Origin of the sequence: Parahaliea maris (assembly GCF_008064665.1) — a bacterium.
GTDB classification, from domain to species: Bacteria; Pseudomonadota; Gammaproteobacteria; order Pseudomonadales; family Halieaceae; genus Parahaliea; species Parahaliea maris.
This window is the reverse complement of the sequence record NZ_VRZA01000005.1, coordinates 175,475-202,462: the sequence shown is the minus strand read 5'-3', so window position 1 is coordinate 202,462 and position 26,988 is coordinate 175,475. Positions and strand designations below refer to the sequence as shown.

General features: G+C 61.8%; 23 protein-coding genes. 18 read left to right on the top strand and 5 right to left on the bottom strand.

Annotated features, from left to right (window positions below):
* The first annotated feature begins 46 nt into the window (after positions 1-46).
* The 6 genes from FV139_RS14845 (at position 47) to FV139_RS14820 (ending at position 5,968) form a co-directional block, all read left to right on the top strand.
* Positions 47-1,450 (top strand): 3-isopropylmalate dehydratase large subunit, encoded by a 1,404-nt coding sequence (locus FV139_RS14845; RefSeq protein WP_148069241.1) that lies wholly within the window; start codon positions 47-49, stop codon positions 1,448-1,450.
* A complete protein-coding gene (gene leuD / locus FV139_RS14840) occupies positions 1,450-2,079 on the top strand; it encodes a 3-isopropylmalate dehydratase small subunit (RefSeq protein WP_148069240.1) in 630 nt (209 codons plus the stop codon). Before FV139_RS14845 ends, leuD begins: the two co-directional genes overlap by 1 nt.
* Before the next feature lie 11 nt (positions 2,080-2,090).
* On the top strand, positions 2,091-3,242 hold the full coding sequence (locus FV139_RS14835; RefSeq protein ID WP_148069239.1) for an iron-containing alcohol dehydrogenase: 1,152 nt from the start codon (positions 2,091-2,093) through the stop codon (positions 3,240-3,242).
* A gap of 49 nt (positions 3,243-3,291) precedes the next feature.
* Entirely contained in the window at positions 3,292-4,158 is an 867-nt protein-coding gene (locus FV139_RS14830; protein WP_148069238.1) for an isocitrate lyase/PEP mutase family protein, read from the top strand.
* 88 nt (positions 4,159-4,246) lie between these two features.
* Entirely contained in the window at positions 4,247-4,870 is a 624-nt protein-coding gene (locus FV139_RS14825; protein ID WP_148069237.1) for an isochorismatase family protein, read from the top strand.
* Between the two features lie 69 nt (positions 4,871-4,939).
* The gene (locus FV139_RS14820; protein WP_148069236.1) at positions 4,940-5,968 is read left to right on the top strand and encodes an NADP-dependent oxidoreductase; all 1,029 of its coding nucleotides are present in this window, start codon (positions 4,940-4,942) and stop codon (positions 5,966-5,968) included.
* A 60-nt stretch (positions 5,969-6,028) separates the two neighbouring features.
* Here the strand turns inward: FV139_RS14820 and FV139_RS14815 are convergent, their stop codons facing one another.
* Positions 6,029-6,802 carry a GntR family transcriptional regulator gene (locus FV139_RS14815; protein WP_148069235.1) on the bottom strand — a complete coding sequence of 258 codons (774 nt, stop codon included), beginning with the start codon at positions 6,800-6,802 and terminating at the stop codon, positions 6,029-6,031.
* Between the two features lie 211 nt (positions 6,803-7,013).
* Between FV139_RS14815 and FV139_RS14810 the strand changes: the two genes are divergently transcribed.
* Together FV139_RS14810 and FV139_RS14805 are read left to right on the top strand one after the other, a co-directional pair.
* Positions 7,014-8,246 carry an MFS transporter gene (locus tag FV139_RS14810; protein WP_148069234.1) on the top strand — a complete coding sequence of 411 codons (1,233 nt, stop codon included), beginning with the start codon at positions 7,014-7,016 and terminating at the stop codon, positions 8,244-8,246.
* Between the two features lie 122 nt (positions 8,247-8,368).
* Positions 8,369-9,379, top strand: a complete 1,011-nt coding sequence (locus tag FV139_RS14805) for an NADP-dependent oxidoreductase (RefSeq protein ID WP_148069233.1) — start codon at positions 8,369-8,371, stop codon at positions 9,377-9,379.
* A 94-nt stretch (positions 9,380-9,473) separates the two neighbouring features.
* Here FV139_RS14805 and FV139_RS14800 read toward each other — a convergent pair whose 3' ends face one another.
* On the bottom strand, positions 9,474-11,006 hold the full coding sequence (locus FV139_RS14800; protein WP_148069232.1) for an aldehyde dehydrogenase family protein: 1,533 nt from the start codon (positions 11,004-11,006) through the stop codon (positions 9,474-9,476).
* Between the two features lie 195 nt (positions 11,007-11,201).
* On the opposite strand from FV139_RS14800, the gene FV139_RS14795 reads away from it, so the two are divergent.
* The gene (locus tag FV139_RS14795) at positions 11,202-12,002 is read left to right on the top strand and encodes an alpha/beta fold hydrolase (protein ID WP_148069231.1); all 801 of its coding nucleotides are present in this window, start codon (positions 11,202-11,204) and stop codon (positions 12,000-12,002) included.
* Between the two features lie 41 nt (positions 12,003-12,043).
* Here the strand turns inward: FV139_RS14795 and FV139_RS14790 are convergent, their stop codons facing one another.
* The 3 genes from FV139_RS14790 to FV139_RS14780 form a co-directional block, all read right to left on the bottom strand.
* Positions 12,044-12,928, bottom strand: coding sequence for an alpha/beta fold hydrolase (locus FV139_RS14790; RefSeq protein WP_148069230.1), 885 nt, complete (start codon positions 12,926-12,928; stop codon positions 12,044-12,046).
* On the bottom strand, positions 12,925-14,370 hold the full coding sequence (locus tag FV139_RS14785; protein WP_148069229.1) for a sodium/proline symporter: 1,446 nt from the start codon (positions 14,368-14,370) through the stop codon (positions 12,925-12,927). The genes FV139_RS14790 and FV139_RS14785 overlap by 4 nt, the downstream gene beginning before the upstream one ends.
* 64 nt (positions 14,371-14,434) lie before the next feature.
* Positions 14,435-15,622: a CaiB/BaiF CoA transferase family protein gene (locus FV139_RS14780; RefSeq protein ID WP_148069228.1), complete on the bottom strand. Its 1,188-nt coding sequence runs from the start codon at positions 15,620-15,622 to the stop codon at positions 14,435-14,437.
* Positions 15,623-15,780: 158 nt separating this feature from the next.
* Between FV139_RS14780 and FV139_RS14775 the strand changes: the two genes are divergently transcribed.
* From FV139_RS14775 to FV139_RS14735, 9 genes are all read left to right on the top strand, one after another.
* Positions 15,781-16,710, top strand: a complete 930-nt coding sequence (locus tag FV139_RS14775) for a hydroxymethylglutaryl-CoA lyase (protein WP_148069434.1) — start codon at positions 15,781-15,783, stop codon at positions 16,708-16,710.
* Positions 16,711-16,937: 227 nt separating this feature from the next.
* A complete protein-coding gene (locus FV139_RS14770) occupies positions 16,938-19,310 on the top strand; it encodes a TonB-dependent receptor (protein WP_187276564.1) in 2,373 nt (790 codons plus the stop codon).
* Between the two features lie 78 nt (positions 19,311-19,388).
* On the top strand, positions 19,389-20,309 hold the full coding sequence (locus FV139_RS14765) for a DUF1838 family protein (RefSeq protein ID WP_148069226.1): 921 nt from the start codon (positions 19,389-19,391) through the stop codon (positions 20,307-20,309).
* Positions 20,310-20,447: 138 nt separating this feature from the next.
* A complete protein-coding gene (locus tag FV139_RS14760; protein ID WP_148069225.1) occupies positions 20,448-21,092 on the top strand; it encodes a DUF1330 domain-containing protein in 645 nt (214 codons plus the stop codon).
* Positions 21,093-22,727: a carboxylesterase/lipase family protein gene (locus tag FV139_RS14755; RefSeq protein WP_148069224.1), complete on the top strand. Its 1,635-nt coding sequence runs from the start codon at positions 21,093-21,095 to the stop codon at positions 22,725-22,727.
* 261 nt (positions 22,728-22,988) lie between these two features.
* The gene (locus FV139_RS14750) at positions 22,989-23,387 is read left to right on the top strand and encodes a c-type cytochrome (RefSeq protein ID WP_187276563.1); all 399 of its coding nucleotides are present in this window, start codon (positions 22,989-22,991) and stop codon (positions 23,385-23,387) included.
* A 63-nt stretch (positions 23,388-23,450) separates the two neighbouring features.
* Positions 23,451-24,611 (top strand): nitrilase-related carbon-nitrogen hydrolase, encoded by a 1,161-nt coding sequence (locus FV139_RS14745; RefSeq protein ID WP_148069222.1) that lies wholly within the window; start codon positions 23,451-23,453, stop codon positions 24,609-24,611.
* Between the two features lie 27 nt (positions 24,612-24,638).
* Positions 24,639-25,508 carry a DUF1838 family protein gene (locus FV139_RS14740; protein ID WP_148069221.1) on the top strand — a complete coding sequence of 290 codons (870 nt, stop codon included), beginning with the start codon at positions 24,639-24,641 and terminating at the stop codon, positions 25,506-25,508.
* Positions 25,509-25,510: 2 nt separating this feature from the next.
* A complete protein-coding gene (locus FV139_RS14735; protein WP_148069220.1) occupies positions 25,511-26,974 on the top strand; it encodes a flavin monoamine oxidase family protein in 1,464 nt (487 codons plus the stop codon).
* Positions 26,975-26,988 lie beyond the last annotated feature (14 nt).

Genomic DNA, 26,988 nt, shown 5'->3' with positions numbered 1-26,988 from the left:
CGGTGTACACGCACCACGTTGCGATTGGGGGGCAACCATAGGCGAGATGGCTACAACACTGTTTGAGAAGCTTTGGTTGGAACACGAAGTCGAGCAGTTGGACGACGGCGACTCGCTCATCTACATCGACCGCGTTTTCCTGCACGAACGGACGGGGTCGGTGGCGCTGGAGAGCCTGTCCAGTGAGGGGCGTAAGGTGCGGGCCCCGGAGCGGGTATTTTGCAGCATGGATCACATCGTTGACACCTTGCCGGGTCGCGGCGACGAAACCATGGTGCCCGCAGGCACCGCATTCATTCAGTCCACCCGTCAGGCCTCGCGGCAGGCCGGAATTCGCCTGTTCGATGTCAACGACGCCGACCAGGGTATCGTGCACGTTATTTCGCCGGAACTGGGTATTGTCCAGCCCGGCTGTACGCTGGTCTGTCCTGACAGCCACACCTGTTCCCAGGGCGCATTGGGCGCGCTGGCCTGGGGTATCGGCTCCAGCCAGGCCGAACATGCCATGGCCACCAGCACGCTAGTCGTCAAAAAGCCGCGGACCATGCGCGTGACTTTTCGCGGAGAACTGTCGCCGACGGTCACCGCCAAGGATCTCATCCTTCACCTCATCGCGCGCTACACCACGGCCGGCGGTTCTGGCTACGCCATCGAATTCGCCGGCGAGGTGGTGGAAGGCCTGGATGTCGAGGCGCGGCTTACCCTCTGTAACATGGCGGTGGAGTTTTCAGCGTTTACCGCGGTCATCGCGCCGGACCAGAAAGTGATCGATTACCTGAGGGGGCGTGAGTACGCCCCGGCCGGTGCAGACTGGGGGCGGGCCGAGGCTTTCTGGCGTACCCTGCATTCCGACCCCGGCGCACACTTCGACCGCGAGATAGAGGTCGACTGTGGTGAGCTGGCTCCCTGCGTCAGTTGGGGCACCAGCCCCCAGCAAGCCTGCGCAATCACCGGGGCAGTTCCCGAGATCGATCCGGGCCTGAGCGAAACCGATCGTGCATCCCAGCAGCGTGCCTATGACTACATGGGTATTGCGCCCGGGCAGGACTTGCGCACGCTGGCGATAGATGCCGCCTTTATTGGTTCGTGTACCAACAGCCGAATCAGCGACCTGCGCCGCGCAGCCGACGTGCTCCGCGGGCGGAAGGTCGCGCCGGGTGTGCGCGCGATCTGTGTGCCGGGCTCCCAACGGGTAAAACGCGAGGCGGAAGCCGAAGGCCTGGACAAGGTGTTCACCGAGGCTGGATTCGAGTGGCGTGAGCCGGGATGTTCGATGTGCTTCTTTGCCGGTGGTGAGAGCTTTGGCTTTCGCCAGCGAATCGCCACCAGCACCAATCGTAACTTCGAAGGCCGCCAGGGCCCCGAGGCCCGTTCACACCTGGCCAGTCCGGCGACAGTAGCGGCCTCCGCCGTGGCCGGTCACCTGGCCGACCCCCGGGACTATCTGTGATGGAAAAATTCCTTATCCACTCGGGCGTGGCTGCGCCGCTGCTGCGGGTGAACATCGATACCGATGCCATCATTCCCTCGCGGGAAATGAAACTGGTGTCGAAGAAGGGGCTGGGCGAGGGGCTGTTTGCCGGTTGGCGCTACACCGAGGCCGGCGGGCGCACGCCCAACCCCGGTTTTGTGCTTAACCAGCCGGGCTACAAGGGTGCCACTATTCTCCTGTCCGGCCGCAACTTCGGTTGTGGTTCATCGCGGGAACACGCTGTGTGGGCGCTGGCCGAATACGGTATTCGCGCCATTATCGCCCCCAGCTTCGGGGTGATTTTCCAGGGTAACTGTGAACGCAACGGCATTCTGCCCATCGTTCTGCCGGAAACGGTCGTGCAGTCCCTCGCGACACAGGTCGCTGCGGACCCACAGAGCCAACGGCTGACCATCGATCTGCAGCAGCAGTCTGTCATTGACCCCCAGGGTACCGCACACGCCTTTGATATCGCGCCCTCCAGCCGGCAGATGTTACTGGAGGGGCTCGATCAGATCGGTCTCACGCTAAACCGGCTGGACAGGATCGAGGCGTTCGAACGCGATTTTCGCGAGCGCAGACCCTGGCTCTTTGCGACGAATCCGTAGGAGCTTGTTCAATGCACGACTTTGACTTTGCTTCTACGGCGAAGGTCGTCTGCCGGCCCGGTGCGGCTGCGGACCTGGCCCGTTTCTGCAGGGAACTGGGCATGCAGCGCCCGATGCTGGTCACCGATGCCGCGCTGCTCGCCACCGGCCTGGTCGACGCTGTGATCGCCGGGCTGGACCGGGCGGGCCTGCCTGTCCTCGTCTACTCCGACGTGCAGCCAGATCCCCCGGAAGCCGTTGTCTCGTCCTGTGCCGACAAGGCGCGGGAGCACGCGATTGACGGTGTTATCGGCTTTGGCGGTGGCAGTAGCCTCGACGTGGCCAAACTGATCGCCGTACTGGCGGCCGCCGATGGCAGCGTCGCCGATTATTTTGGCATCGAGCAAATCGCGGGAGAGCGCCTGCCGTTGATCCTGGTGCCCACCACGGCGGGGACCGGTTCCGAGGTGACGCCGATCTCCATCATTACGACCGGCGAACATACCAAGGCGGGTGTGGTTTCCTCGAAGCTGTTGCCCGACCTGGCGCTGCTCGATGTGGAGTTGACCCTTGGCCTGCCGCCGGCAGTGACCGCGGCGACTGGTATCGATGCCATGGTGCACGCCATCGAGGCGTTTACCAGCGTGCAACGTAAAAACGTGTACTCCGATATGTTGGCAGTCAAGGCGCTGCAGCTCCTCTCGGCTAACCTGGTGGAGGCGGTGCGTAACGGCGGCAATCGCGAGGCGCGTTCAGGCATGTTACTGGGGGCCATGATGGCGGGCCAGGCCTTTGCCAATGCGCCAGTGGCTGCCGTCCATGCCCTGGCCTATCCACTGGGTGGGCATTTCCACGTTTCCCACGGCCTCAGTAATTCCCTGGTCCTGCCCCATGTGCTGCGCTTCAATGCACCGCAGGCGGCGAGCCTGTATGCCGAACTGTTACCCGGTATCGGTGGGGTGGGTAGCGGTGATGTCGAGGCTGACTGCGCCGCCTTCATCGTACGCATGGAAGGTTTTATCAGTGCCACGGCGCTGCCGCGGCGCCTGCGGGACGTCGGTGTCGGGGAGGCAGATCTGCCGATGCTCGCCGCCGACGCCATGCTCCAGCAGCGCTTGCTGGTCAACAACCCGCGCCCGGTTGCGGAGGCCGATGCCCTGGCCATCTACCGGAGCGCTTACTAGCCTCCAACAGAGGCATTCTCACGCCGATTTCTGGAGTTGAAGATCGAAGATGGCTAACCCGATAGTGAAAGACAAACTGGCCGCGGGCGACTTTATTTTTGCCCCCGGTATCCAGGACATGATTACCGCCGTGGTGGCGGACCGTGTGGGTTTCGAGGTGGTGTACGCCTCGGGGTACTGGCTGACTGCGTCGGCCTACGGCCTCCCGGACGCTGGCATTGTCAGCTATACGCAGATGGTGGATCGCGTCGCGACGCTGGTGCGGACCAGCAAGGCGGCGGTTATCGCCGATGCCGATACCGGTTACGGTGGACTGCTCAACGTCCACCACACGGTGAAGGGCTACGAGGAAGCCGGCGTGTCGGGCATTCAGCTGGAAGACCAGGAGTTCCCCAAGAAGTGCGGCCATACGCCCTACAAACGGGTGGTCTCCTGCGAGGAGATGGTGGAGAAGATCCGGGTCGCGGTGGAGGCGCGGGTGGACCCGAACCTGCAGATTATCGCCCGTACCGATGCCTTGCAGTCGGAGGGGCTCAGCGCCGCCATCGACCGTGCCAATGCCTACCGTGCCGCGGGTGCGGATGTACTGTTTGTCGAAGCCCTGCACTCGGATGAGGAAATGCGCACTGCCTGTGCCGAGGTGGACGGGCCGATGATGGCGAATATGTCCAACGGCGGACTGACACCCATGCGCAGCGTCGAGGAAATGCAAACCCTGGGCTACAACATGGCGATCTTTCCGGCGCTCACCAGCCTCGCTTCGGCCTGGGCCGTGGAAAAAGCACTGCGCGAAGCACTGGGGCAGGGTGGCACACCGGAGCCAGAGGGTGTGCCCCTCTTTGATTTCAAGGAGTTCTGTTCCCTGATCGGCTTTGAGGAAGTCTGGGACTTCGAGAAGAAGTGGGCGCGGGACTGACGCGCGCTCTCCCTGAAAATGACCTGCAGGCATGTCTCCCGTCAGGCGAGACTGGCTGCGACAAGCGAATCAACCGAGGATAACGCACATGAGTGACAGTGCAGCAGACAACTACGCCGGGGTCTACGGCAACCGGATCGGCTTTGGTAAACGCCCGGCCCTGGTCCTGATCGACTTTGTCGAGGCCTATTTCGACCGCGATTGCGACCTCTACGCCGATGTCGAGGAGGCACTGGCATCGGCGCTGCGCATCGTCGAGGAGGCCCGTGAGCAAGGCATCCTGGTGGTCTACACCAAGGTGGAGTACCACCCCAGTGGCATCAACGGCGGCCGCTTTTTCGAGAAGGCATTGCCGCTGCGTCACCTGGTCGAGGGTTCGCCGATGGGTGCCTGGGCGAGCGGGCTGGAGCCCGCAGCTGGCGAGCTGGTGGTCAGCAAACAGTACCCCAGTGCGTTCTTCGGTACATCGCTGGCCTCTACCCTGACCGCGGCGGGTATCGATAGCGTCATCCTGACCGGGCTGACCACCAGTGGCTGCGTTCGCGCCAGTTGTGTGGACGCCTGTTCCCACGGCTTTATCCCCATCGTGGTCGCCGATGCCTGTGGTGACCGCCACGACGGACCCCACGAGGCCAACCTGTTCGATATGAATGCCAAGTACGCCGATGTCGTATCTGAGGCCGAGATCATCGATTACCTGAAGTCGCTTTAGGACACCGGCAGGGCGGTCTTCGTCAGCGGCCCGGCACGCCCCGCTCAAGGGGAGACAGAGGAGTTATGTATGAGCGTTAACCGGCAGCTGTGCCTGAAACGCAATATTCAGCAGGGAGAGCCGGTCAGCCTGGATCTCTTTGAGGTTCGGGAGGCGCCGTTGCCGGAGCCTGCAGCGGGTGAGTTCCTGGTAAAGACTGCTGCCCTCGGTTTTTCCCCGGCCCAGCGGGCTTACCTGATGGGCACCGCGAGCCGCTTTCATGCCCCCGTGGACCTCGGTGAGGTCATGCGAGGTCGCGGTGTCGGGCGGGTGATGGCCAGTCGGCACCCCGATTTCCGGGAGGGAGACGTGGTCGCCTGTTCTACCGGGTGGCAGGACTACTCGATCCAGAGCGGTGATGTCAGCGGTATGCTGGTGAAGACACTGCAGCGCGTGTCAGACCCCCAGCAGCCCCTGCATCTCCATCTCGGCATACTGGGGTCGTCCGGCTTTTCCGCCTACTTCGGCTTTCTCGACATCGGCCGGCCGCAAGCCGGCGACACGGTCGTGGTTTCGGCGGCCGCCGGCGGTGTGGGTTCGATTGTGTGCCAGATCGCCAGGCTGAAGGGTTGCCGCGTTGTCGGCATAGCCGGTGGCGCCGAGAAATGCGCCTGGCTGAAGCAGGTGGTCGGTGTCGATGAGGCTATCGATTACAAGGCTGATGACCTCGACCAGAAGTTCCAGGAGTACTGCCCCTCTGGCATCGATGTGTATTTCGATAATGTGGGGGGGGATACCCTCGACGCCGCCATGAAAAACATTGCCCTGCGGGGCAGGGCGGTTATTTGCGGGATGATTTCCACGGAGTACCACGAGCCGCCTTTACCCGGGCCCCGCTACTACTACAACCTGATTTACAAGCGGGCGCGGATGGAAGGCTTCTTCGTCTGGGACTACCACGAACAGTTCCCCGCCGCGGAGAAGGAACTGATCGACTGGTACAAGGCGGGCGACCTGAAGCCTACGGAGGTGGTCTACCAGGGCTTGCTAAGTGCGCCGGATGCCCTGCAGAGCCTGTTTTCAGGCGCTGACTGCGGTATCCGGGTGGTGGACTGCTAGCGTCCCGGGTCCTCTGAAAACCAGGCGCCACGCGGCGCCTGGTTTCGTGTGGTGCAGTGATCAGGCGTCGTCGATGGTCAGGTCCATCTGGTACTGAAAGTGTTCCGGGTCGTAGCGCACGTGCAGGTAGTCGCGCAGCTTTTCGTCGGAGTCGTAGGAGCGGCGCACCATGCTCAACAGCGGCGTGCCGGGTTTGATACCGAAAGCCTCCGCAATGTCATCCGGTGCGGAGATCGCACTCAGGGTCTGCTTGACGTGGGTAATGATCAGGCCCTGCTCACGGAAGATTTCCAGACGCGGAGTGGATTCCAGTTTTTTGACCGTGGGTTTTTTCTTGAGGCCCGCAGTCCAGCTTTCGTAATAGCCGAAAGGTATCCCGTCGCGGGAGCGAACGCGGACCATTCTCACCGCCGTAGCATCGTCGGCCAGTTCCAGCTCCTTGCGGATTTCTGCCGGTGGCTGCAGTTCACTGACTTCCAGAATCCGGACCTCGGTCTGTCGCGCCATGCTCTCGATTTCCTGCAGCATGCCGACCAGGGGAGCTTTCACCGGTCCGGGGGTATACTTGAAAATGACGTGGGAACCTTTGCCGCGCCGGCGTTCGACGAGCTTTTCGCCAGCCAGTTCGTCCATCGCGCGCTTGGCGGTGATACGGGACACACCAAAGGCTTCCGAGAGTTGCTGCTCTGTCGGCATCAGGGTGCCGGTGGGTAGGGTGCCGTTGAGAATCAGGTTTCTCAGCAGGGTGTACAGTTGGTAGTAGAGCGGGGCATGGCTGTCCGGGTCCAGTGCCTTCCGCTGGCGAGGGCTGATCAGCTTGTCGATGGAACTCATTGCGGTCTTTTCTCGTTAATAGTTGTAAGGCCATAATGTTATAGCAAATAGATCATTTGGCAAGGAGTACTGTTTTCCAACACTTTTGTACCTGCCGTTTTTCGTCAACTAGTTGTTATATAGACGTAATGATATTACATTATTTCATAATGATGCCCTCGTCAGGGCGTCCTTGCCCGACACCGTTGCCCAGCAACAGAGAGATCAAACCATGAACAGATACTACCCATGGGTCATATCCGGCATCGCCTGTATCGTGCTGCTGGTGAGCAATGGCATGAGCATTACCGGCCTGTCCGTGTATGACGAGGCACTGCTCGACGAGTTTGGCTGGAGCCGGGGCGAACTCAAGTTTCGCGACATGGTGACGTTCTCCACCAGCGCCATCCTGGCGCCTTTCGGCGGCATCTTTCTCGACCGGCTGGGGGTACGGCGCTGCATGCTGGCTGGCTGGTTGATCCTCGGCGGTGCCTACCTCGCCTACAGCCAGATGGACTCCCTGACGGTCCTGTACCTGGTACATGCTGCGCTGGGCCTGGTGCTGGTGCTCTGTGGACTAAACCCTGCGGTTATCCTCGTTTCAAGCTGGTTTGAAGGCAAGCGGGGCGTGGCCATTGGTATTGCCCTGGTGGGTACCAGCCTGGGGGGCATGGTCTTTCCCCAGTACGGGACATTGATGGCGCAGTGGGTGGGCTGGCGTGAGGCCATGCAGTGGGCCATCGTTTTCCCGGCCTGTATGTTTGCCCTGGTGTTCTTCATCGTGCGTGACCTGCCGGGTCAGCTGGGAATGGAGCCTGTTCGCGAAATTGCGGGTGGCGGCTCGGCGAAGCGCATGACGGCCGGCGCCGACATGGGTTATCTCGAAGCGCTCAAAACGCCCACATTCTGGGCGCTGGCCATCACGGCCATGACCACGTTCTACACGGTGCTGGCGGTGCAGGCGCACCTGTTCCTGTACATGCGGGACCTGTCCTACGACGCCCAGACGGCCACCAACGCCATCAGCGCGTTTTTCGCCTGCGCAGTCATCGGCAAATTCGTGTTCGGCCTGCTATCGGATTACCTGGACTTCAAGCGGGTGTTCCTCGGCAATGTACTGGTCATGCTGGCGGGGGCCAGTTGGCTGGCGTTCATGCACGGCAGCCTGATCTGGCTTGCCGTGGCGGCATTCGGCCTGGGCTGGGGCGGCGTGTACACCACGCTGCAGTTGTCCGCGGTGAACTGTTTCGGGCTCAAGTCGGCGGGCAAGATCCTCGGCACGATCACGGTGCTGGACTGCTTCGGCGGTGGCCTGGGTATCTGGCTGACGGGAGAGTTTTACACCCGTTTCGGTAACTATGACCTGGCCTTCCAGATTTTTGTGGCGCTGATCTTTATCGCCACGGTGGCGATCACCCAGGTCCGCCGGCCGGAACCGCGGCCACTGCAGGCGGCCGCGGCCTGATCCGGGTGGGGGCGTTACCCCCAGGCTGATTATTGTCATGGCGGCCTGCGTGTCGCCCCGTTAGCGTATGCATGTCCCGGGGGCGGTCGCGCCTCCCCAGTAACCCAATCGGATTTATGAGCATGACTGCAACCGAAAACCTCCAGGTTAAACTCGCACGCTTCCCCGACGGAGAGCCGACGCCCGACGACTTTGAAGTCGCCGCGGGCCCCGTGCCGGAATGCGGCGCCGGGCAGGTGCTGTGCGAGACCCTGTTCCTCTCCCTGGACCCCTACATGCGTAGCCAGATTGCCGGCCGCCATATCTCGGGTACCATCGCGCCGGGGGATGTCATGCTGGGCGAAACCGTGGCCCGGGTCGTGCAGTGTGACTCCGGGGCTTTCCAGGTGGGTGATCTGGTGCGTTGCCAGGGAGGTTGGCAGCAGTATTCGGTGCATTCGCCGGAGGCGCTGCACCGGCTTCCCGCCAATGTGGTCAGTCCGTCCTACTACCTCTCCGTGCTGGGTATGCCGGGGCTGACGGCCTACTCCGGGCTGATCTGGCAGGCCCAGCCGAAGGCGGGAGACGTGGTGGTGGTGGCCGCGGCCACCGGCGGCGTCGGCGCCATGGTAGGGCAGCTCGCCAAACTCCGAGGTTGCCGGGTTGTGGGCATTGCTGGCGGCGAGACCAAGTGTCGTTACGCCGTTGAGCAGCTCGGTTATGACGCCTGCATCGACCGTCGCGCCGGGGACATCGGCTGGATCGAGTCAGAGCTCGACAGGCTCTGTCCCGAGGGTGTCGACATCTACTTCGACCTGGTGGGCGGCGCCCTGTTGAATGCCGTATCGCAACGACTCGCTGTCGGTGCGCGGGTGGTGCTCTGCGGCATCATGTCCGAACTCAACTCCAGCGATCGCGGCGCGGGCCCGCACCCCGGGCTGTGGATCAAGGCGCGCGCCTCGGTATACGGGCTGGTGGTCTACGACTTTGAATCACGCCGTGACGAATTTATCGCTGCCTGCCTGCCCGCGGTGGAGTCCGGTGATATTCAGTGCCTGGAAGACTGCTATGAGGGCCTGGCCCGGGCGCCGGAAGCCTTCTGTCGCCTGATGCGTGGCGAGAACATGGGCAAGGTCGTTATCAAGGTCGCCTGACCCGGGCCCTTCCCGTGCTGTGATTGCCGGGTATTCCGGCAGGTTTCGATGGCGGTGGTGCGGATCACAAGGTGATCCGCCTGCATTCGAGCGATTACAGCTGGACCGTTACCGCCTTGGTTTCCAGATAGGCATCCAGCCCCTCCTGGCCGAACTCCCGGCCCCAGCCTGATTGTCCGTAGCCACCAAAGGGAATGTTGGTGCCTACGGCACCGTGGCAATTCACCGAGACATGCCCGGCGCGAATCCGGGAGACGAGGGCGTGTGCGGTCGACAGGTTGCGGGTCCAGACGCTCCCAGACAGGCCGTACTCGGTATCGTTGGCCATGGCAGCAATGGCGTCGAGGTCGGTGGTGGCAAAGCGCTGGATGCTCATGACCGGGCCGAAGATCTCCTCCCGTACGATCGCCATGTCCGGTGTGCAGTCACCAAAAATCGTCGGCTGGACGAAGTTGCCGGGGCCCTCCAGGGCCTTGCCGCCGGTGATCAGTGTTGCGCCTTCCGCAATGCCGCGTTCGATGTAGCCCATGACCTTGTCCCGGTGCGCGGCAGAGATCAAGGGGCCCACCAGGGTTGTCGGGTCGAGCCCGTGCCCGATCACCATGCTGTCCGCGAAGGCCTTGAGGCCTTCCACCAGCGCATCGTAAATACTGTCGTGAATGAAGATGCGGGTGCCGGCCATGCAGTTCTGGCCCTGCAGGAAAAAGGTGGCCATCGCCACGCCCGGTACCGCCAGTGCCGGGTCGGCGTCGGGCATCACCACCACCGGCGATTTGCCACCCAGTTCCAGTGACACCTTCTTCAGGTTGCCGGTCGCCGCCTGAATGACCTTGCGACCCGTGGCCGTTGAGCCGGTGAAGGAAATTTTATCGACGTCGGGATGATTGGCCAGGGCAGCGCCGGCATCGACGCCGAGGCCGTTGACAATGTTGAGCACGCCGGGGGGGAAGCCGGCATCATCCATCAGTTGGCCCAGTAACAGGATCGACAGCGGTGTTTCTTCCGACGGTTTGATAACTGCGGTGCAGCCCGCGGCCAGTGCCGGCGCAAGCTTGAGCACGGCAGTGGAGATGGGAACGTTCCACGGTACAATCAGGCCGGCAACACCTACCGGCTCACGCAGGGTGTAGGTCAAGGCCTCGGCGTGCTCGGTGATGTGCCGGGGTGGGCTGGTCGTGCTGCCTTCAATGCGCTGGGCGGCACCGGCGTAGTAGTCGAACATCTCTGCGATATTGGCGATGGTGAGGCGCGCAATGCCCACGGGCATGCCGTTGTCCAGCACTTCCAGCTCGGTAAACAGGTCGGTGTTGGCCTCAATCAGCCGGGCCAGGCGTGACAGCAGGCGCCCGCGCTCGAAATGGGTGAGTCGCCGCCAGGGGCCATTGAAAGCGTTGCGTGCGGCGGCCACGGCTGCATCGATGTCGGCCCCGTCGCCAATGGCCACATGCGCCAGTACCTCACCGATTGCGGGGTCGGTGGTTGCCAGGGTTTTGCCGGCCTTGCCTTCAACCCGACGGCCGTTGATCAGCAGGTGGTGCGGTTGCTGCAGATAGTCGAGGGTGGCTGTTGAGGGCGAGGGTGGCTTGGCGGTGCCGGCCCGGGCGGTCGGCCTGGATTCGTCAGTCATGGCGATCTCCGGTTTGATCTGCTGTGACGCGCGCCATTTACTCGGCTGCGCAAAAGTCTTAATATTATATCAATCGCTCTAACAAGCGAAGGGGTTTCCCGAGGCAACCTTGTGTCTGGCGGGAACAGTCTCCCTGCTTCACCCACAACCCACTATGATGATAGGCGCACCCTGCGCTTTACCAGGAATTGCTTCATGAAAAAGGGCTACGTCGACCTGCCCGAGGGTCAGGTTCACTATATCAGCGCCGGACAGGGGCCCGCGCTGCTCCTGTTCCATCAGGCACCCATGAGCGCTGAGGAATGGACCGATATCATTCCCGTGCTGAGCGCACACTTTACGGTCATTGCACCTGACATGATGGGGCATGGCAACTCGGATACGCCGGATCACGAATACGAAATGGCGGACTACGCTGCTACCGTGCTGCGTCTGATGGACGCGCTGGGCGTCGAAGATGCCGTGGTCTGCGGCAACCATTCGGGCGGCGCGCTGGCCACAGCCATTACTCTGGCGGCACCGGAGCGTGTCCGCAAACTGATTGTTTCCTGTGAGATGCTGATCTCCGCGGAGCAGATCAGCACCTTCCTCGATGGCCTCAAGAGCAAGCCGCTGTCGAGAGAGCTGCCCATGGATGAGCCGGGCCAGTTCCTGGTCGACGCATGGGAACGCTACAAGGCGCTGGCGCCCACGGCGGACGCGGATACCCGCTTCCTGCCCTTCGTGATTGGTCAGAAGTCTCGCCTGCGTCCCTACGATGCGCATTTCGCCGTGCTGCGCTGGATGTCCGAGGCCGAATGGATTGCGCAGGTTGAATGCCCGACCCTGGTGGTGGGCGCGGAACATGACCTGTTCTTCAATCAGGCGTTGATGGAGACCACTCCGTCCCGGGTGCCGCAGGGAACGTTCGAAGTCATTCGCGACGCCGGCGCCCTGAGTACCTTCGAACAGCCGGCGGCGTGGTCTGACGCTATCCTCAGGTTCGCGCTCGATTAAGTCGCGCCTGCAGCGGGCGGGGCAACGGAGCCCCGCCTTTTTTATTTGTGCATCAGAACGGTCGGGCCCTGGTCGGTAACCGCACTGTCCAGCGCCTTGCGCGCTTCGCCATCTCCCTCACCCAGGCCGTGGATCATCAGCAGTGACAGGGCACCCGCAGTTTCCAGCTGGGCCAGCTGTTTGGGGCCGGGCAATTCCGGGCGACAGATCGCGCCGCCAAAATAGTGGTCCACACCCTCCAGAACCAACCCGTACCGCTCGCCCCCGCTGGCCGCAGCCTCGTAGGCGTCCAGGTGGGGTTCCCAGCCTCCATCAGTGCTCATGGGGATATCCAGGGTGCCGGTCTGTATCAGGGCGGGCCGCGCCAGTGTGCTGTAACCCTCCTTTGAAATCAGGCCGGGCAGGGTGGGTGGTGGTGAAAAGGCCAGTACTACGGTGGCCTTGGGGTCCGCCAACGGGGCGCTAAGGCCTTCGGGCAGATTGGCTTCGGCGCCCCCCAGCGTCAGTGCTAGCAGCGCGCCATAACTGTGGCCGGCAGCGATATAAGTCTTTTCTCCCAGCTCCGCCGAAAGCGCCTGCATGTCTTCCAGTCGGGCCTTCCAGCTCGCCATACCCGGAAAGTCCGCCTGCCGTGGATGGTCGGTTGAATCCACGTGCAGGGGTGCGCGTATTTCGTAGCCGGCCTCCAGCCACTGGTCGAACAGGGGCTCGTACTTCCACGGCGCAGAGGATGCGCCGTGGGAAAACAGGATGACGCCGCGAGCGGGCTGTTCCCCGGGCTGCCACTGCCATACCTGGACCGCGCGTTCTCCAATGAGCAGCTCCCTGACGGAGGCGTCCTGTTGTCCCCCGGCAGCGAAAGCGAGGGCGTTGTGGAGTAGGCCCAGGAGCAGGACGAGCAGTAGTGTGGCTGGGGATCGTTTCATGAAGTCTCCGTCGAGGTGGGGGGGAAGTGTTGCGTTGCGGTGGCGGGAACCCGGCACAGCAACAGTATCAGCAGTGCGGCCGAGAAGGGCAGCAGGCGCTCGAAGATCTGTCCGGGGGCGTCCGGGAGCAGGTACAGCGCCACGGCGAGAACGAACCCGGTGACCATGGAGGCCAGGGCGCCGGTGGGTGTCACTACCGCACCTGCGAGGCGCACAAAAACCAGCGGTCCGAAGGCGGAGCCGATGGCGATCCAGGCAAACAGCACTCGCTCGAAAATCGTGGCGGGCAGGGCGAGGGCGACCCACACCGAAACCAGGCAGACAAGGACAATCGCGCCGCGGGAGACCAGCAGCGGCCGGTTGGGAAAACGGCGGTTGAGGCCGAGGTCCAGCGACAGGCTGGAGGCGGTGACCAGCAGCATGCTGTCCGCGGTAGACATAATGGCGGAGAGCACCGCCGCCAACAGTATGCCGGCGAACACCGGCGAGAACAGCAGGGCGGTGAGGTCGAAGAAAATGTTTTCCGGCGTCTGGGTTGCCGGCAGCAGGATGTGTCCGGCGAGGCCGAGAAAACACATACCGGCAAAGACCAGCGCATACCAGGCCGTGGCAATCCAGCGGGCCTGGTGCAGGGCGCGCTCGTCCCGCAATGCCATAAAGCGGGTGAGCAGGTGGGGCTGGCCAAAGGTGCCGATGCCGATGGCGAGATTGCCGACGATAAAACCCAGGGTGGCCAGTCCGAGGTTGCCCCCGCTGAGGCTGAGCTGCTCTGGCTGGTATACCTGCGCCAGGCCGCTGCTGAAACCGCTCCAGCCGCCGATGGCAAACCATGCCGCCAACGGTAACAGAACCGCCGCCAGCGCCATCATCAGGCCCTGCAGGGTATCGGTCAGGCTGACGGCCCAGAAGCCGCCCAGCAGGGTGTACACCATGATGATGCCGCCCCCGATGAGGATGCTGTGGCTGCGGTCCAGGCCGAAGGTGCTGCTGAAGGTGTTGCCAGCGCCCTGGAACTGGGAGGAGATATAGAACACGAATGAGACCAGCACGATGACGGTGGCGAACAACACGATGCGCCGGCGCGCCGGGCCTTCGCTGGTGTGGGCAAGGAACTCGGTCAGGGTGACGATCTGGTGGCGGCGGCTGTAAGCCATCATGCGCGGTGCCACCCACCACCAGGCTACGATACACCCGAGTACCACGCCGATCACAATCCACAGGGTCGAGATGCCGGCGACGTAGGCAATGCCGCTAACCCCGAGCAGGGTCCAGGCCGATGTGGCACTGGCTGAATAGCTGATGGCTGCGACCACCGGCCCCAGCTGGCGGCCACCGAGAAAGTAGTCCTCGCTGGTGTGGGTGCGGCGCTGGGCCCAGAAACCGATGGCGATCAGCAGTGCCTTGTAGAGCACCAGAGTGACGAGGACGGTTGTGGTATCCAAATCCCTGCTCCCGGTATCGCTTGGTCAGCCCGTTGGCGCCGCGGTTTGTACTACCCGACCGCAGTCAGGTTTCGTCGCGCAGCACGCCCAGGGTGACCAGTTTGTCGATGCTGTCCTGGTCGAAGCCTGCCGCCTTCAGCGTAGCACGTGTATCGCCCGCTTCGGCCGGCGGATCATAGCGCAGGCCGAAGCGCTCGCCGTTCATTTCGATGGGCAGGGCGGGCAGCTTGGTCTGGCTGCCGTCCGGCAGGTGGATATCGAGCAGGCCGTGCGCATTCAGGTGGGGGTCGTCAAACAGGTCTTCGGGCCGGTTGATGGGTGCGTAGGGCAGCCCTGTGTGGTCCAGTTTTTCCATCAGTGAGGCCTTGGACAGGCTGGCGAAGACTTCGCTGATGGCGGGAATAATGCGGTCGCGTTGTTCAAAGCGCCCGCTGTTGGCGGCCAGGCTCGGGTCGTTGGCGAATTCCTCCAGCCCGAAGTCCAGGCAGAACTGGCGCCACTGGGTGTCACTGACCACGGCCACAAACACTTTTTCACCGTCGGCGGCTTCAAAGGTGTCGTACACGCCCCACGCGGAGCGGCGAATGGACATGGGGGGCGGCGCTTCGCCGGACACGGCGCACTGGGCCATGTGCTGGCCTACCATGTAGGCGGTAGTCTCGAACAGGGCGCTGGTCACGAACTTGCCGCGGCCACTGGCGTGGCGCTCCTCGAGCGCCGCGAGAATGCCGATTACCCCGAACATGGCACCGGTAATGTCGATCACAGAGGAGCCTGCGCGCATGGGCTTGTCGGGCAGCCCGGTCATGTAGGCGAGGCCGCCCATCATCTGGGCCACTTCGTCCAGTGCGGTACGGTGTTGATAGGGACCGCTGAGAAAGCCTTTCAGGGAGCAGTAGATCAGGCCCGGGTGTGCCCGGGACAGGGTTTCGTAGTCCAGGCCCATGGCGGCGAGGGCGCCGGGCCGGAAGTTCTCGATCACCACATCGGCCTGGGCGATCAGGGTCCTGACCACTTCCAGTCCTTCCTCTGACTTGAGGTCGAGGCACAGGCTGCGCTTGTTGCGGTTGTACATGGGGAAGTAGCCGGCGCCGGAGCCTTTCAGGCGGCGGGTATTATCGCCCTTCAGGGGTTCGATCTTGATCACTTCCGCGCCCAGGTCGGCGAGAATGACGCCCGTGGCGGGCCCCATAACCATGTGGCTCAGTTCGACCACCTTGATGTTCTTGAGGGGGAGGCTGGTATTGGTCATATGGTCCCTGTATTCGGTCCTGTGTTGTGTACCGGCGTGCGGTGCAGTGCTAAAATATAATAATATATCATTATGTGTAAAATGAATCGGGTCGATATTGTGAAAAATCAATTGTCGACCCCTAAAGTCGGCACTCCTGGAGGAAAAAGCAGGTGACAATGAACGGAATCGACATTCTGGTCAGTGAGGTGGGCCCGCGGGACGGGTTGCAGAGTATCAGTCAGATCATGCCGACCGCGGCCAAGTGCGAATGGATCAGTCTGCTGGCGGCGGCCGGTGTGCGCGAGATCGAGGTCGGCTCCTTTGTGCCGCCGAGCGTGCTGCCGCAGATGGCCGATACGGCGGAACTGGTGGTTCATGCCCGTACAATCCCCGGTCTCGAGGTGGCTGTGCTGGTGCCCAATTTGCGCGGTGCCGAGAATGCGCTGGCCGCCGGTGCACACAAGATCAGCATTCCCCTCTCGGTCAGTGAAACCCACAGTCTCAAGAATGTGCGCCGCACCCACGAACAGATGCTGGATGAAATCCGGGCGATCGCCGGGCGGGTGTCTGCGCTGCCGGAAGCGCAGCGACCCCACTTCGAGGTGGGCCTGTCTACGGCCTTCGGCTGTACCCTGGAAGGGCCTGTTTCAGAGGATCTTGTGGTCCGGCTGGCCGCAGCCGCTATCGAGGCCGGCGCCGCTGAAGTGGGCCTGTCGGACACGACGGGCTATGCCAACCCGGCCCAGGTGCGTCGCCTGGTGAAGAAGGTCTGGGACGCGGTAGGGCGTGAGAAACTGAACGGGGTGCACCTGCACAATACCCGTGGCCAGGGCCTGGCAAACGCACTGGCGGCAATGGATATCGGTATTACCACCGTCGATGCCTCAATGGGGGGGGTTGGTGGCTGTCCTTTTGCCCCGGGTGCTTCCGGGAATATCGTCACCGAGGACCTGGTCTTTCTGGTCGAGGCCATGGGCTTGCGCACCGGTATCGATTTTGACGGGTTGCTGCGGGCTCGTGAGTACCTTTGCGCAGCGCTTCCCGACGTGGAGATCTACGGGTTTACGCCCGAGGCGGGGCTGCCCAGGGGTTTTGGCGAGCAGTGAGCGGGCTCAGGCGGAACTTCACCGCCTGTCCCCGTATGCACGGGAAAGATTTTCCTCCCTGGATGCCGGGCACGCGAAGAATTGGGTTGACTTGTAAGCAATTACGGACAACTATGTGACCATAAAGACCTATTAATATGTCATTAAAAATAATTTTGCTCCGGCGCCCGCTGGTACGGAGTCATTGTAAATCCAGGCTAATAAGCCGGGGGAAGGAGAACAGCAAAATGTCAAATGTAATCAAGTCGCGTCCACTGTTGCTGGTGGCTGCGGTTGCGGCAATCAACACCGCATACGCGCAGGAGCCCGCTGCCAACAGCGAGGCGGCAACCGGGATCGAGGAAATTGTCGTTACCGCGCGGAAGCGCGACGAATCGATCCAGGATACCCCCTTGTCGATACAGGCATTCAGCGATACGGCGCTGGAGGAGCGCGGTATCGACAATATGTCGGACCTCACCAAGTTCACGCCGGGCGTTAATTTCAACGGCGGTACCTCCCGGGCCAATAGTGACTTCTCTATTCGCGGCATGACCCAGGTCTCCGCCACCGGCGACAACCGTCGCGACCTTGTGACCGTGTTTATCGACAACGTACCCTATGTCGGTAGCCCTGCGGGTATCGGGACAGAAGATCTCGAGCGGATCGAGGTGATCAAGGGGCCGCAATCGGCCCTGTTTGGTCGTGCTACCTTCGGTGGGGCGATCAGCATGATCACCACCACGCCGGGCAACGAGTTCAAGGGGCGGGTCGGATTTACCGGGGCAACCGACGGCGACTACAAGATCAATGGTTCCATCGAAGGCCCGATTATTGAGGATATTCTGGCAGCCCGCGTAACCTATGAAGGGCGCGAATTTGACGGTTTTTACGAAAATTCCCTGGATGGGAGCCAGTTGGGTGGTACGGATCAGGAATACTATTCGGGTACTCTGAGCTTCACCCCCACCGAAGACCTGGCGTTCAAGGTGCGTTACAGCAACCGTGACGATGAAGACACCGAGGCCGCCACCCAGTTGAGTGCCCGCTACACCGATTTCAACTGCGGTCCCTTCGTCAACCCGCCGCCGCCCCGGCTGCTCTTTGGTCTGCCAGACGGAATGACCCTGGAGCAGGCCAGCATGTTCTACTGTGGCGAGCTCAAAACGCCGGACGTAAACTCGCTCGGCATCAATTCGGAGGTGCCGGCCGCGAGTGAAGCTGTGCTGCCCTTCAGTGACCACAAGCTGTTGCTCGAGCACGAGTTGCTCTCGGCCGCGATGGACTGGACCTTCCTGGACGGCTACACGCTGTCGGCGATTGTCAGTGACCAGGAGCAGTCAATCCGCAATCTGTCGGACTTTGAGCGTGCTCCGGAAGACCGCTACCAGAGTTACTCCATCAACGAGCAGGCACAGGAGACCTATGAACTGCGCCTGACCTCTCCCGCTGACAGCCGCCTGAGCTGGATGCTGGGGGTTGCCCGCCTGGACGCGGATTTCAATACCGGCGGCGGATTCATCTACGGCACCCTGTTCGGGCCGGCGGCGGGTGGGCCCTTCAACCCGCTGAGCCTGCAGCGCAACAACTCCACTACCGACTCGATCTTCGGCAGTATCGGATTCGATATTACCGATGCGATCAACATCAGCGTGGAAGCTCGCCGGCAGAAGGATGAGATTACCAGCGGTGTCGGTGCTCCCGGTGAATTTTCCATCGAGACCGAAGCTACACTGCCGCGCGTACTGGCGCGATGGGCCCTGAGCGACGAAACCAACCTCTATTTCAACTATGCAGAGGGTAACCAGCCGACGCAGGGTTACTCGGTTTACTTTGAGCTGACGCCTGAGGAGCAGGCGGTGGCCCGGGCCAACGGCGTGTCGGCCTCGGCACCCGAGGCGACGGTGAACAACTACGAGGTGGGCCTCAAGCACCGCAGCGAAGATGGTCGCTGGTACCTGAACACTGCCCTGTACTATCTCGAGTGGCAGGATCGCCAGGTGCTGGGTGGTCTGCAAATCGACCTCAATGGCGACGGTGTGATCGAACTCAACGCGGCACCCGACGGCGAAATCTTCAACGTCGTGCCGATGTCCGGCGGTGACAGCGAAACCATGGGCATCGAGATCGACGGCGCCTTCAGCCTGACCTCCAATATCACACTGGGTGGCAGCTTCTCCTACGCCGATACCGAGATTACCAAGTCGCTCAACGATACCCAGATGCAGCGCGTGTTCGGTAAAGAGGATGCCAAGGGGCAGAAATTCCCGCAGGTGCCCGAGACCAGTGCGGCGGCCTTTGTGCAGTACGATGCCCAGTTCACTGACGACATCGACTGGTTTGCGAGGCTGGATGCCACCTACATCGGCAAGCGTTACACCTCGCTGGCAAACATTTCCTGGATTGGCCCCCAGACACGTGCCAACCTGCGTGTGGGTCTGACCCATGAGTCATGGGACCTGACCCTGTTCGTCAACAACCTGTTTGACGACGACACCCTGGAATGGGCCCGCTCGCAGGGCGACAGTGCCGCGGATCCGTTTTTCTTCCAGTTGTCTGCGGTCGAGGTGGCCTTGCCCAATCCGCGGCAGACCGGCGTGACCCTCAACTACCGGTTCTAGCATCACATCCTCCGGACGGTGTGGCTGGCCAGTGGGCCAGCCACGCCCCACTCAACAGACACGAAAAGGAAACCGATAATGGCTGACACATACAAGGTGTCTCGTCGGGGCGTGCTGGGCGGTGCCCTGGGCGCGGGCGCGCTGGCGGCTGCGGGGCTGGCGATACCCCCGGCGACAGCGGCGAGCAGCAAGTACGCATCCCTGAATCTGGAAGATCCGAAACAGCGGAGCTGGGCGCGCGCCAAGGTGATTGGGGCGGTAGAACCGCAACTGGTCTACACGTTCTATCGCCTGCACCTGTACGGTTACATGCATGGCGGTAACCTGGTGCCGTTCTTCACCATGAATAACCTGAACATTACCCGCTGGACCCCGCTGGAAAACGGCAACTACCGCAGCGTTGGCGCCGAGTGCGGGATCTACTGCAAGTTCGATACCGATGAAGTGCTGGATGTCTGGGAGAACCCCATTACCGGCGAGAAGCGCAAGGTGTGGGATTTCCTCGGTGGCCCAATGACGGTTGAGCTCGGGCCCGACGGCATCATTACCAGCGGCGCGGTGGAATTGAGTCCGGAAGTCATGCGGATGGAAGTTATGGGCGACAAGCTGTTTGTGCCGACCGCCGCCCATATGTCCGTACCCAACCCCTTCCCCCCGGCGAAATGGCCCAAAGGCTCCACCGAGGAGAACCGCTACTGGGATTCCATGCTGGTGGCCGCCGCCGACATGGATGAAGTGCTCAATCCCGATATCGCGATGGCCAACTCGTTTCTCCAGTTCCAGAACCTGGGCAGCTGGCACCCCTGGCTTGGGCTCGGCGGGGAAGTGGGCAGAACCTACGGCAGGGCCTACGGTACCAAGTACACGAGCCTGGACGACATGCCGCCGGGCGTCGTTGCCGGTATCGAGAAGCGGGTTCCGGATATCTTCGACTTTGAGTCGTGGGAGGAGCCGCGTGTCGAGATGCTCGACTACATGAAAGCCAACAAACCGGAGTAACCTGCTCTCCGGTATGGGATCGGCCTGACGGGTCGGTCCCTTGAGCCCATAGTGAGACTGCCAGTGCGTTTACCGCTCCTTTCCCTCTTGTTAGGGACATTCCTGATTCTGTCGGGCGCCGCCGGTGCCCAGCCCCCCATGCAAGCGTCTGCCGCCGTGCCCGGCTACCTCCTGGTCACAGGCTGGTACAAGGACCTCGGTGTTCAGCGGGCTTACACCGCTGAGATGACGGAAGTGATCCGGCGTTACGGTTACCAGGGGGCAGCGATCGGCATGCCTGGGGTCAATCTCGCCGTGCTCGAGGGCGAGTGGACCCCGCGGTTCATGATCCTGGCAAAGTTCCCCTCGGGGGACGCGGTGAGAAAATTCTGGTGGAGCGAGGACTATCAGCAGGCGAAGAAGCTCCGTCTGGGCCAGGGCTACCTGGACGTCGCGACCGTTGATGGCCTGCCGGGCACTGAGGCCCGGGTCGATGGCGAGGCGGCCTACCTCGTGTTCTTTGCCGACCTGAAGGATCGCAAAACCTTTCTGGAGCAGTATGCGCCCTTCGCGCCAGCGGTAGTCGCTCGGCATGGTGGGGAGTTTGTGATCCGCGCCGACCGGACCCAAATTGAGTCTCTCGAGGGCGACTGGATCAATGCCAGTCTGGTCGTGGTGGAGTTCCCTTCAGTCGCTAACCTGAAGGCCTTCTGGGGCAGTGAGGACTATCAGCGCCTGTCCCGGATTCGCGCGTCGACTGGCAAGTGGTCAGTGGTCGAAATCCTGCCCATGGAGATGAACTAGATGTCGATTCAGCGAAGCCTGGTAGTGGTCCTCGGGGTGGTCCTGGCCGGTGCATCTGCTCTGTCTGGTTGCCAGTCACGTGATACAGCCCTGCCAGAAGCTGCGCCTGAGCCCGATTTTTCCCTGGTAACGACCGGGCAGGGTCCTGTTCGAGGCGTGGTGGCCGAGAGCATTGTGGCCTACAAGGGAGTTCCCTACGCCGCAGCGCCAGTAGGGGAGCTGCGTTGGCGGGCGCCACAGCCGGCGGCGCCCCGTGAAGCATTGCTGGTTGCCGACGAATACGGCAACCGCTGCATGCAGCCTCCGGAGCGGGAGGGCTTTCCCGCGCCGAAAGAGGCGTTTACCCAGCCCCAGAGTGAAGACTGCCTGTACCTCAATATTTACCGGCCTGAAACAGCGGCAAGCGACCTGCCGGTGATGGTCTGGATTCCCGGCGGTGGCCTTGTGTCGGGTTCGGGGGCGCGGCCCGTAAACCACGGCGGCAACCTGGCGCGCGAGGGCGTGATCGTAGTGTCGATCAACTATCGCCTGGGCAGCTTTGGCTTCTTTGCCCATCCGGAATTGTCCGCCCGCAACCCGGACGGGGGGCGCCTGTATAATTATGGCCTGATGGACCAGATCGCAGCCCTGCAGTGGGTGCGCGACAATATCTCGGCCTTTGGTGGCGACCCGGGCAGGGTGACTGTTTTCGGGGAATCGGCCGGCGGCGCCTCGGTTTACGCGTTGTTGGCGTCGCCGCTGGCCCGGGGCCTGTTTAGCGGTGCCATCGCCCAGTCCGGGTACGGCTTCAGGCTGTACCAGAATATTGCCGCCCGTGTCGCACCCGGCGAGGCGAGTGTGGAGCAGGGCGGGGTGGCATTGGTAGAGCGCATGCAGATGCCTGAAGCCAGCCTGGCCACGTTGCGCGCCCAGCCGGCCGAGGTGGTGGTAGCGGCGACCGACTTCAGTAACTTTATCCAGTTTGCGGTGGACGGTGTGGTGCTCGAGCAGAGCATTCACGACACCTTCGCCAGCGGCCTTCAGGCGCCAGTGCCCGTGATCGTGGGTAGCACTGATGCGGAAACCGCGATGGTTCCACCCGAAGCCCAGCGCGCCGGCATGGCCCGCTACCTGTCAGACGCCGCGATGACCGCCCTGGCGCCCTGGTACGGCGGTGAAGCACTGCGGGACACCTTCCTGCAGAGTGACTTCGGTTTTCACTCACAGGTCCGGACAGCGGGACTCGCCCACGAGAAAGCGGGCAATCCGGTCTACGTGTTTCGTTTCGGTATGGCGCCGGAAGGTAGTACCCGTCGAGAGCTCAATGATGGACCGGTCTACGGTGCCCCGCACGCGGCGGATATGCCCTATGTCTTCGGCAACTTTACCGGGGATCATTTGGAGCCCACGGAGCCGGGGCCGGTCGAGCGCCAGGTGTCTCGCCAGATGATGGCTTACTGGACCAACTTTGCCAAAACGGGTGATCCCAATGGGGAGGGGTTACCTCGCTGGCAGCAATCCCAGGGCCGGTACACGATGATGTTTACCCCTGATGGCACCGAGTCGCGAGCAGACAACTGGGCTGCACGGCTGGATGAGTTGAACAGTGTTGTCAGCTCTGACCGGGTTCCGGCGGGCCAGATAAGCGGCGAGTAGCCCCCCGTTCCGATCATGCCGGCGAGCGTATTCGCTCGCCCCTTCTCTCCCTCCTTTCCTTGCTTCAAATGATATATAGCTATATTAATAGCTTTACATGTCATATCGATCCTAATATATTCAATTGAAGTCGGCGGATACTCTGGAGCACAGACTAATACCGTAACGGTAAGGTTATTACCTCGCGTCAATGCCTTGCGCGGTGTCTGCAGCAGAATCCGGAATTCATTTTAGGTTCGCTAATTTGAAGGGATGGGCGGAATGCAGTTACGTAGTACTCTCCTGGCGTCGACGCTGTGTTGCGTGAGCCTTGTTGCCCCATACCTGCAGGCAGCTGATAGCGCAATGGTCAAGCGTGGCCAGATGCTCTTTCTCCAGTGTCGAGCCTGTCACGACACCCAACCTTCTACGACCACAAAGGTCGGTCCCAACCTGCATTGTCTCTTTGGCCGTTCCGCTGCTGGCGCCGCGGACTACGCCACATATTCCGAAGCTCTGCGCAGCAGCAAGGTCACCTGGAACCGCGAATCGCTGGACCAGTGGCTGGTTAACCCGGCGGCTATGGTTCCCGGTACCACCATGGCCTTTGCTGGCGTTCCGTCTGCGGAGAACCGGGCAGCGCTTATCGCCTTTCTGGAGCAGAGCACTGCATGTAATTGATCGATAGCCAATTTTATCCACGCCAATACTGCCAGTGATGCGCTGGTACCTACAGGGGGAGGCATGAGCGAGCAAGACAGCGGGGCCGGTACGCCGGACAACATCGAGCGGCGGCGTATTCTGGCCGCGGGTGCGGTGGGTGCGGCTGCAGTCGCGTTGGGCGGGGGCGCTGCAGCGACCCAGGCAGCGCCCGCGCAGGGCGCGACGCTGGTGGCGGCAGACGGTGACTACGAGAAAGTGCCGCTGCGCAAGGACAATATTCGTGTCACTGCGGTGCAGTCCATCATGCGGGGAGTCCAGAACACGCGGCGACCCGAGCGTGAAATGAAAGCCAACGTCGATCACATGATTGAATTGATCGATGCAGCTAACGGCTTCGCAGGGCCCCAGGACCTGGTGTGTTTCCACGAACAGCCCATCATGGGTTATGGCACGTGGCCGCGAGAAGAGGCGTTGCGTGTCGCCATTGAAGTTCCCGGCCCGGAAACCGAAGCCCTTGGCAAAAAGGCCAAGGAGTACGGTTGTTATATCACCTTCGGGACCTACGCACGCGACCCTGACTGGCCGGGCCATCTGCTCCTGACCGGCGTATTGATCGGTCCGGACGGCAGCGTGGTGGCCAATCACTGGAAGACCAACAATCATCGGGGTTTTCGCCCCGGATGGGATCTTTTCACTACCTCGATTTACGATGTGCTGGACCAGTACCGCGAAATGTACGGAGAGGATGCCGTACTGCCGATCGCCCGCACTGATATCGGCAATATCTGCTGCTCGGTAACGCCGGCCCAGCCGGACATTGTCCGCGCCATGGCCATGAAAGGGCTGGAACTTCGCCTGAGTTCTTCTTCCGGCGGGTACAGCGTGAACGAGGCCGAGCTGAAATCCCGGCATAACAATCTTTGGAGTGTGGTGTGTAACCAGTCTGTGTCCCCTGAGCACAAGGGCTTTGCAGAGTTTTCGGGCTCGGGTGATACCGCAATATTTTCCCCGCGAGGTGTCGCATCGCAGGCCAAGTCGGTGCATGAAGAATTTGTTACGGCGACCATACCCATGGCCAGCTTCCGTGCTTCCCGCACCATCCCACCCAGTGTACCCATGGAGATGATCATGCCGGTGTACAGCGGCTATGTGCCGCGCTTCGGGCCCAATGGCCAGAGTGATTATATCCCCGGCGATGCGGCAGATGCTTCGCGTCATTTCCAGAAGCTGCGGAACTGGTAACTCACATTCAATTCAGGAGGTTCAGGCATGACGCAAAAACTTAGCAGGCGATCCGCTCTGGGATTGATGGGTGCCACGGCGGCAGGTGCTGTGCTGCCGGGGCAAATGGCATTGGGCGCAGGTGGCGTGACCAAGGTGCCCGACCTGGCTGACGCGGCCACGTTGTCCAGTGCGTTCCGCAAAACCGCCTATTCAATGGACGAGAAGGTCTATTTCTGGTGGCTGCGCGGGACCCGTTTCGGTGTCGTGGACGCAGAGGCGACGCCATTCTGGGACATGTATGTCGGGACCTGGTTTACGACGAAGGACCTGGGCGAGGGTGACTATGAAGTCACGATGGCTGGAGCGAATTTCTACACACCGCCCGGCTCTACCGAATTACTGGAATCGTTCCAGAATCCTTACACCGGTGAAACTGTCCCCGTGAGTTATCGGGCGCCCAAACCCTGGAAAACGGTGATGGGCCCGGAGGGTGGCGCGGCCTTCGCGCCCGACATGCCGGGTATGAAGATGACGCGCAGTACCGCGGCGGGACCGGGCTGGATCGAAGGTGATGATGTGGTCATCCGCGGTGACATGCTGGTGTATGCCGAGCCGCTTGACCCGGACAGCGATAAAAAGGCCTTTCGCGTCAACGACTGGTCGACTTACGTCGCAAAGTTGTCCGATGTGGCCGACCCTGCTGTCAAGAGTGCGCCCTGTGTGCAGTACTTCACCGACATTCTGACCTGGCCCAAGTGGCTGAACATGGGTGACCAGCCCGGGAGTTATGTGTCCCGGTGCTTCGGGAGGAAAGTAGCCAGTGTTGAGGAGATGCCTGCAACCTGGCGCAAGCTGTTCGCACAGGCCCTCCCCGAGGCGGCAAAAGATCCTGTCAGCCTGTTGCAAGGAGCCTGAGCATGACGCGAATTACCCGTCGATCAGTACTGGTAGGCGCCGGTGTCACGGCACTGGCCATGGGTGCCGGGGCAAAAGGTGCCAGGGCTGCCCAGGCTGGGAGTACCGCCAAGCCACCGCGAACGGCCAAGGCGGATGTGCTGGTGCTCGGTGCCGGCCTGTCCGGCCTTTCGAGTGCGGTGACGCTGCAGGAGCAGGGGCTCGATGTGCAGGTTATCGAGGCGCGTGAGCGGATTGGCGGACGGATCTTTACCCGCTTTGATATCCCGGGCCTGCCGGAAGTGGGGGGGCAGAGTTTCGGTGCCGGCTACGGCAGGGTGATGGATGCGGCAACCCGCATGGGCCTGAAGATCTATCAGTACAGCGAGAAGCGCCTGCGGACGAAGTTCGAGCTTGTCGTGAATGGCGGTCTCATGAGCGCGGAAGAGTGGGCTGCTTCGCCGCTCAATACCCTGCCTGATGACCTGCGCAAGCGGATGCCCTGGGAAATGTCCGGTGTGGCCATGCAGGGACGCAATCCCCTGGTGGGCTCGGACGATTGGCGTTCGGACGCCAACAGTGTTTACGACGTATCGATTCACGATTTCCTCAGTGAGCGCAATGTACCGGAAGAAGTGATACGCCTGGGCTTTTCACTGAATCCCTATTTCGGTACATCTGCCCACGATATTTCTGCGGTTCAGTATTGTTTCAACCAGGCGTGGGTTGCCGGCCAGGCGGAGATCGCACCGCATGTCTACGCCATCGAGGGGGGCAACCAGCAACTGCCGATGAGATTGGCAGAGAAGCTCAAGCGGCCGGTGGATACCGGCAGAGAGGTTGTATCCGTAGCCACCAACAAAGACGGTGTAGAAGTTCGTTGTCAGGACGGGAGTGTTTATCGGGCCGACAGGGTAATCTGCTCGCTGCCTTATTCCGTTGTCCGCACGATCCGCTTCGACCCGGTGCTCACTGGTAACCATGCCATAGCCGTTGCGACACTGCCCTACATGATCAACACGGTCATTTTCCTGAAGGTCAATCGACCCTTCTGGGAGGAAGACGGTCTCTCGCCCGCCATGTGGACCGACGGAATGCTGGGCACCGTCGCTGCCCACCGGTCCGGCCCCAATGAGGATGTGACCGCGCTGGTCGTGAATCCGCGCGGGCATCGGGCGGCCTACCTCGACCGGCTTCCCAGGGAAGAGGCGATCAGGCGCGTTATCGCCGAAATCGAGTCCATCAGGCCCAAGGCGCGTGGTGCGCTCGAATGTGTTGGCTATCAATCCTGGAACCAGGACCCTTACTCGGCCGGCGATTGGGCGGTGTTTGCGCCAGGGCAGATCAAGCGGTTTGCCAGGGAAATTGCTTCGGTACATGGCCGCGTGCATTTTTGTGGCGAGCACACCGCTGTGGCAAACCGCGGCATGGAAGGTGCGATGGAGTCCGCCGAGCGGGTTGCTATCGAGGTCATGACTGCAGGTTAAAAGTAGTCGTTCCA

Coding starts and splice junctions, on each gene's coding strand:
- FV139_RS14845 (WP_148069241.1), top strand. CDS start 47: ATGGCTACAACACTGTTTGAGAAGCTTTGGTTGGAACACGAAGTCGAG.
- leuD (WP_148069240.1), top strand. CDS start 1,450: ATGGAAAAATTCCTTATCCACTCGGGCGTGGCTGCGCCGCTGCTGCGG.
- FV139_RS14835 (WP_148069239.1), top strand. CDS start 2,091: ATGCACGACTTTGACTTTGCTTCTACGGCGAAGGTCGTCTGCCGGCCC.
- FV139_RS14830 (WP_148069238.1), top strand. CDS start 3,292: ATGGCTAACCCGATAGTGAAAGACAAACTGGCCGCGGGCGACTTTATT.
- FV139_RS14825 (WP_148069237.1), top strand. CDS start 4,247: ATGAGTGACAGTGCAGCAGACAACTACGCCGGGGTCTACGGCAACCGG.
- FV139_RS14820 (WP_148069236.1), top strand. CDS start 4,940: ATGAGCGTTAACCGGCAGCTGTGCCTGAAACGCAATATTCAGCAGGGA.
- FV139_RS14815 (WP_148069235.1), bottom strand. CDS start 6,802: ATGAGTTCCATCGACAAGCTGATCAGCCCTCGCCAGCGGAAGGCACTG.
- FV139_RS14810 (WP_148069234.1), top strand. CDS start 7,014: ATGAACAGATACTACCCATGGGTCATATCCGGCATCGCCTGTATCGTG.
- FV139_RS14805 (WP_148069233.1), top strand. CDS start 8,369: ATGACTGCAACCGAAAACCTCCAGGTTAAACTCGCACGCTTCCCCGAC.
- FV139_RS14800 (WP_148069232.1), bottom strand. CDS start 11,006: ATGACTGACGAATCCAGGCCGACCGCCCGGGCCGGCACCGCCAAGCCA.
- FV139_RS14795 (WP_148069231.1), top strand. CDS start 11,202: ATGAAAAAGGGCTACGTCGACCTGCCCGAGGGTCAGGTTCACTATATC.
- FV139_RS14790 (WP_148069230.1), bottom strand. CDS start 12,928: ATGAAACGATCCCCAGCCACACTACTGCTCGTCCTGCTCCTGGGCCTA.
- FV139_RS14780 (WP_148069228.1), bottom strand. CDS start 15,622: ATGACCAATACCAGCCTCCCCCTCAAGAACATCAAGGTGGTCGAACTG.
- FV139_RS14775 (WP_148069434.1), top strand. CDS start 15,781: ATGAACGGAATCGACATTCTGGTCAGTGAGGTGGGCCCGCGGGACGGG.
- FV139_RS14770 (WP_187276564.1), top strand. CDS start 16,938: ATGTCAAATGTAATCAAGTCGCGTCCACTGTTGCTGGTGGCTGCGGTT.
- FV139_RS14765 (WP_148069226.1), top strand. CDS start 19,389: ATGGCTGACACATACAAGGTGTCTCGTCGGGGCGTGCTGGGCGGTGCC.
- FV139_RS14760 (WP_148069225.1), top strand. CDS start 20,448: ATGCAAGCGTCTGCCGCCGTGCCCGGCTACCTCCTGGTCACAGGCTGG.
- FV139_RS14755 (WP_148069224.1), top strand. CDS start 21,093: ATGTCGATTCAGCGAAGCCTGGTAGTGGTCCTCGGGGTGGTCCTGGCC.
- FV139_RS14750 (WP_187276563.1), top strand. CDS start 22,989: ATGCAGTTACGTAGTACTCTCCTGGCGTCGACGCTGTGTTGCGTGAGC.
- FV139_RS14745 (WP_148069222.1), top strand. CDS start 23,451: ATGAGCGAGCAAGACAGCGGGGCCGGTACGCCGGACAACATCGAGCGG.
- FV139_RS14740 (WP_148069221.1), top strand. CDS start 24,639: ATGACGCAAAAACTTAGCAGGCGATCCGCTCTGGGATTGATGGGTGCC.
- FV139_RS14735 (WP_148069220.1), top strand. CDS start 25,511: ATGACGCGAATTACCCGTCGATCAGTACTGGTAGGCGCCGGTGTCACG.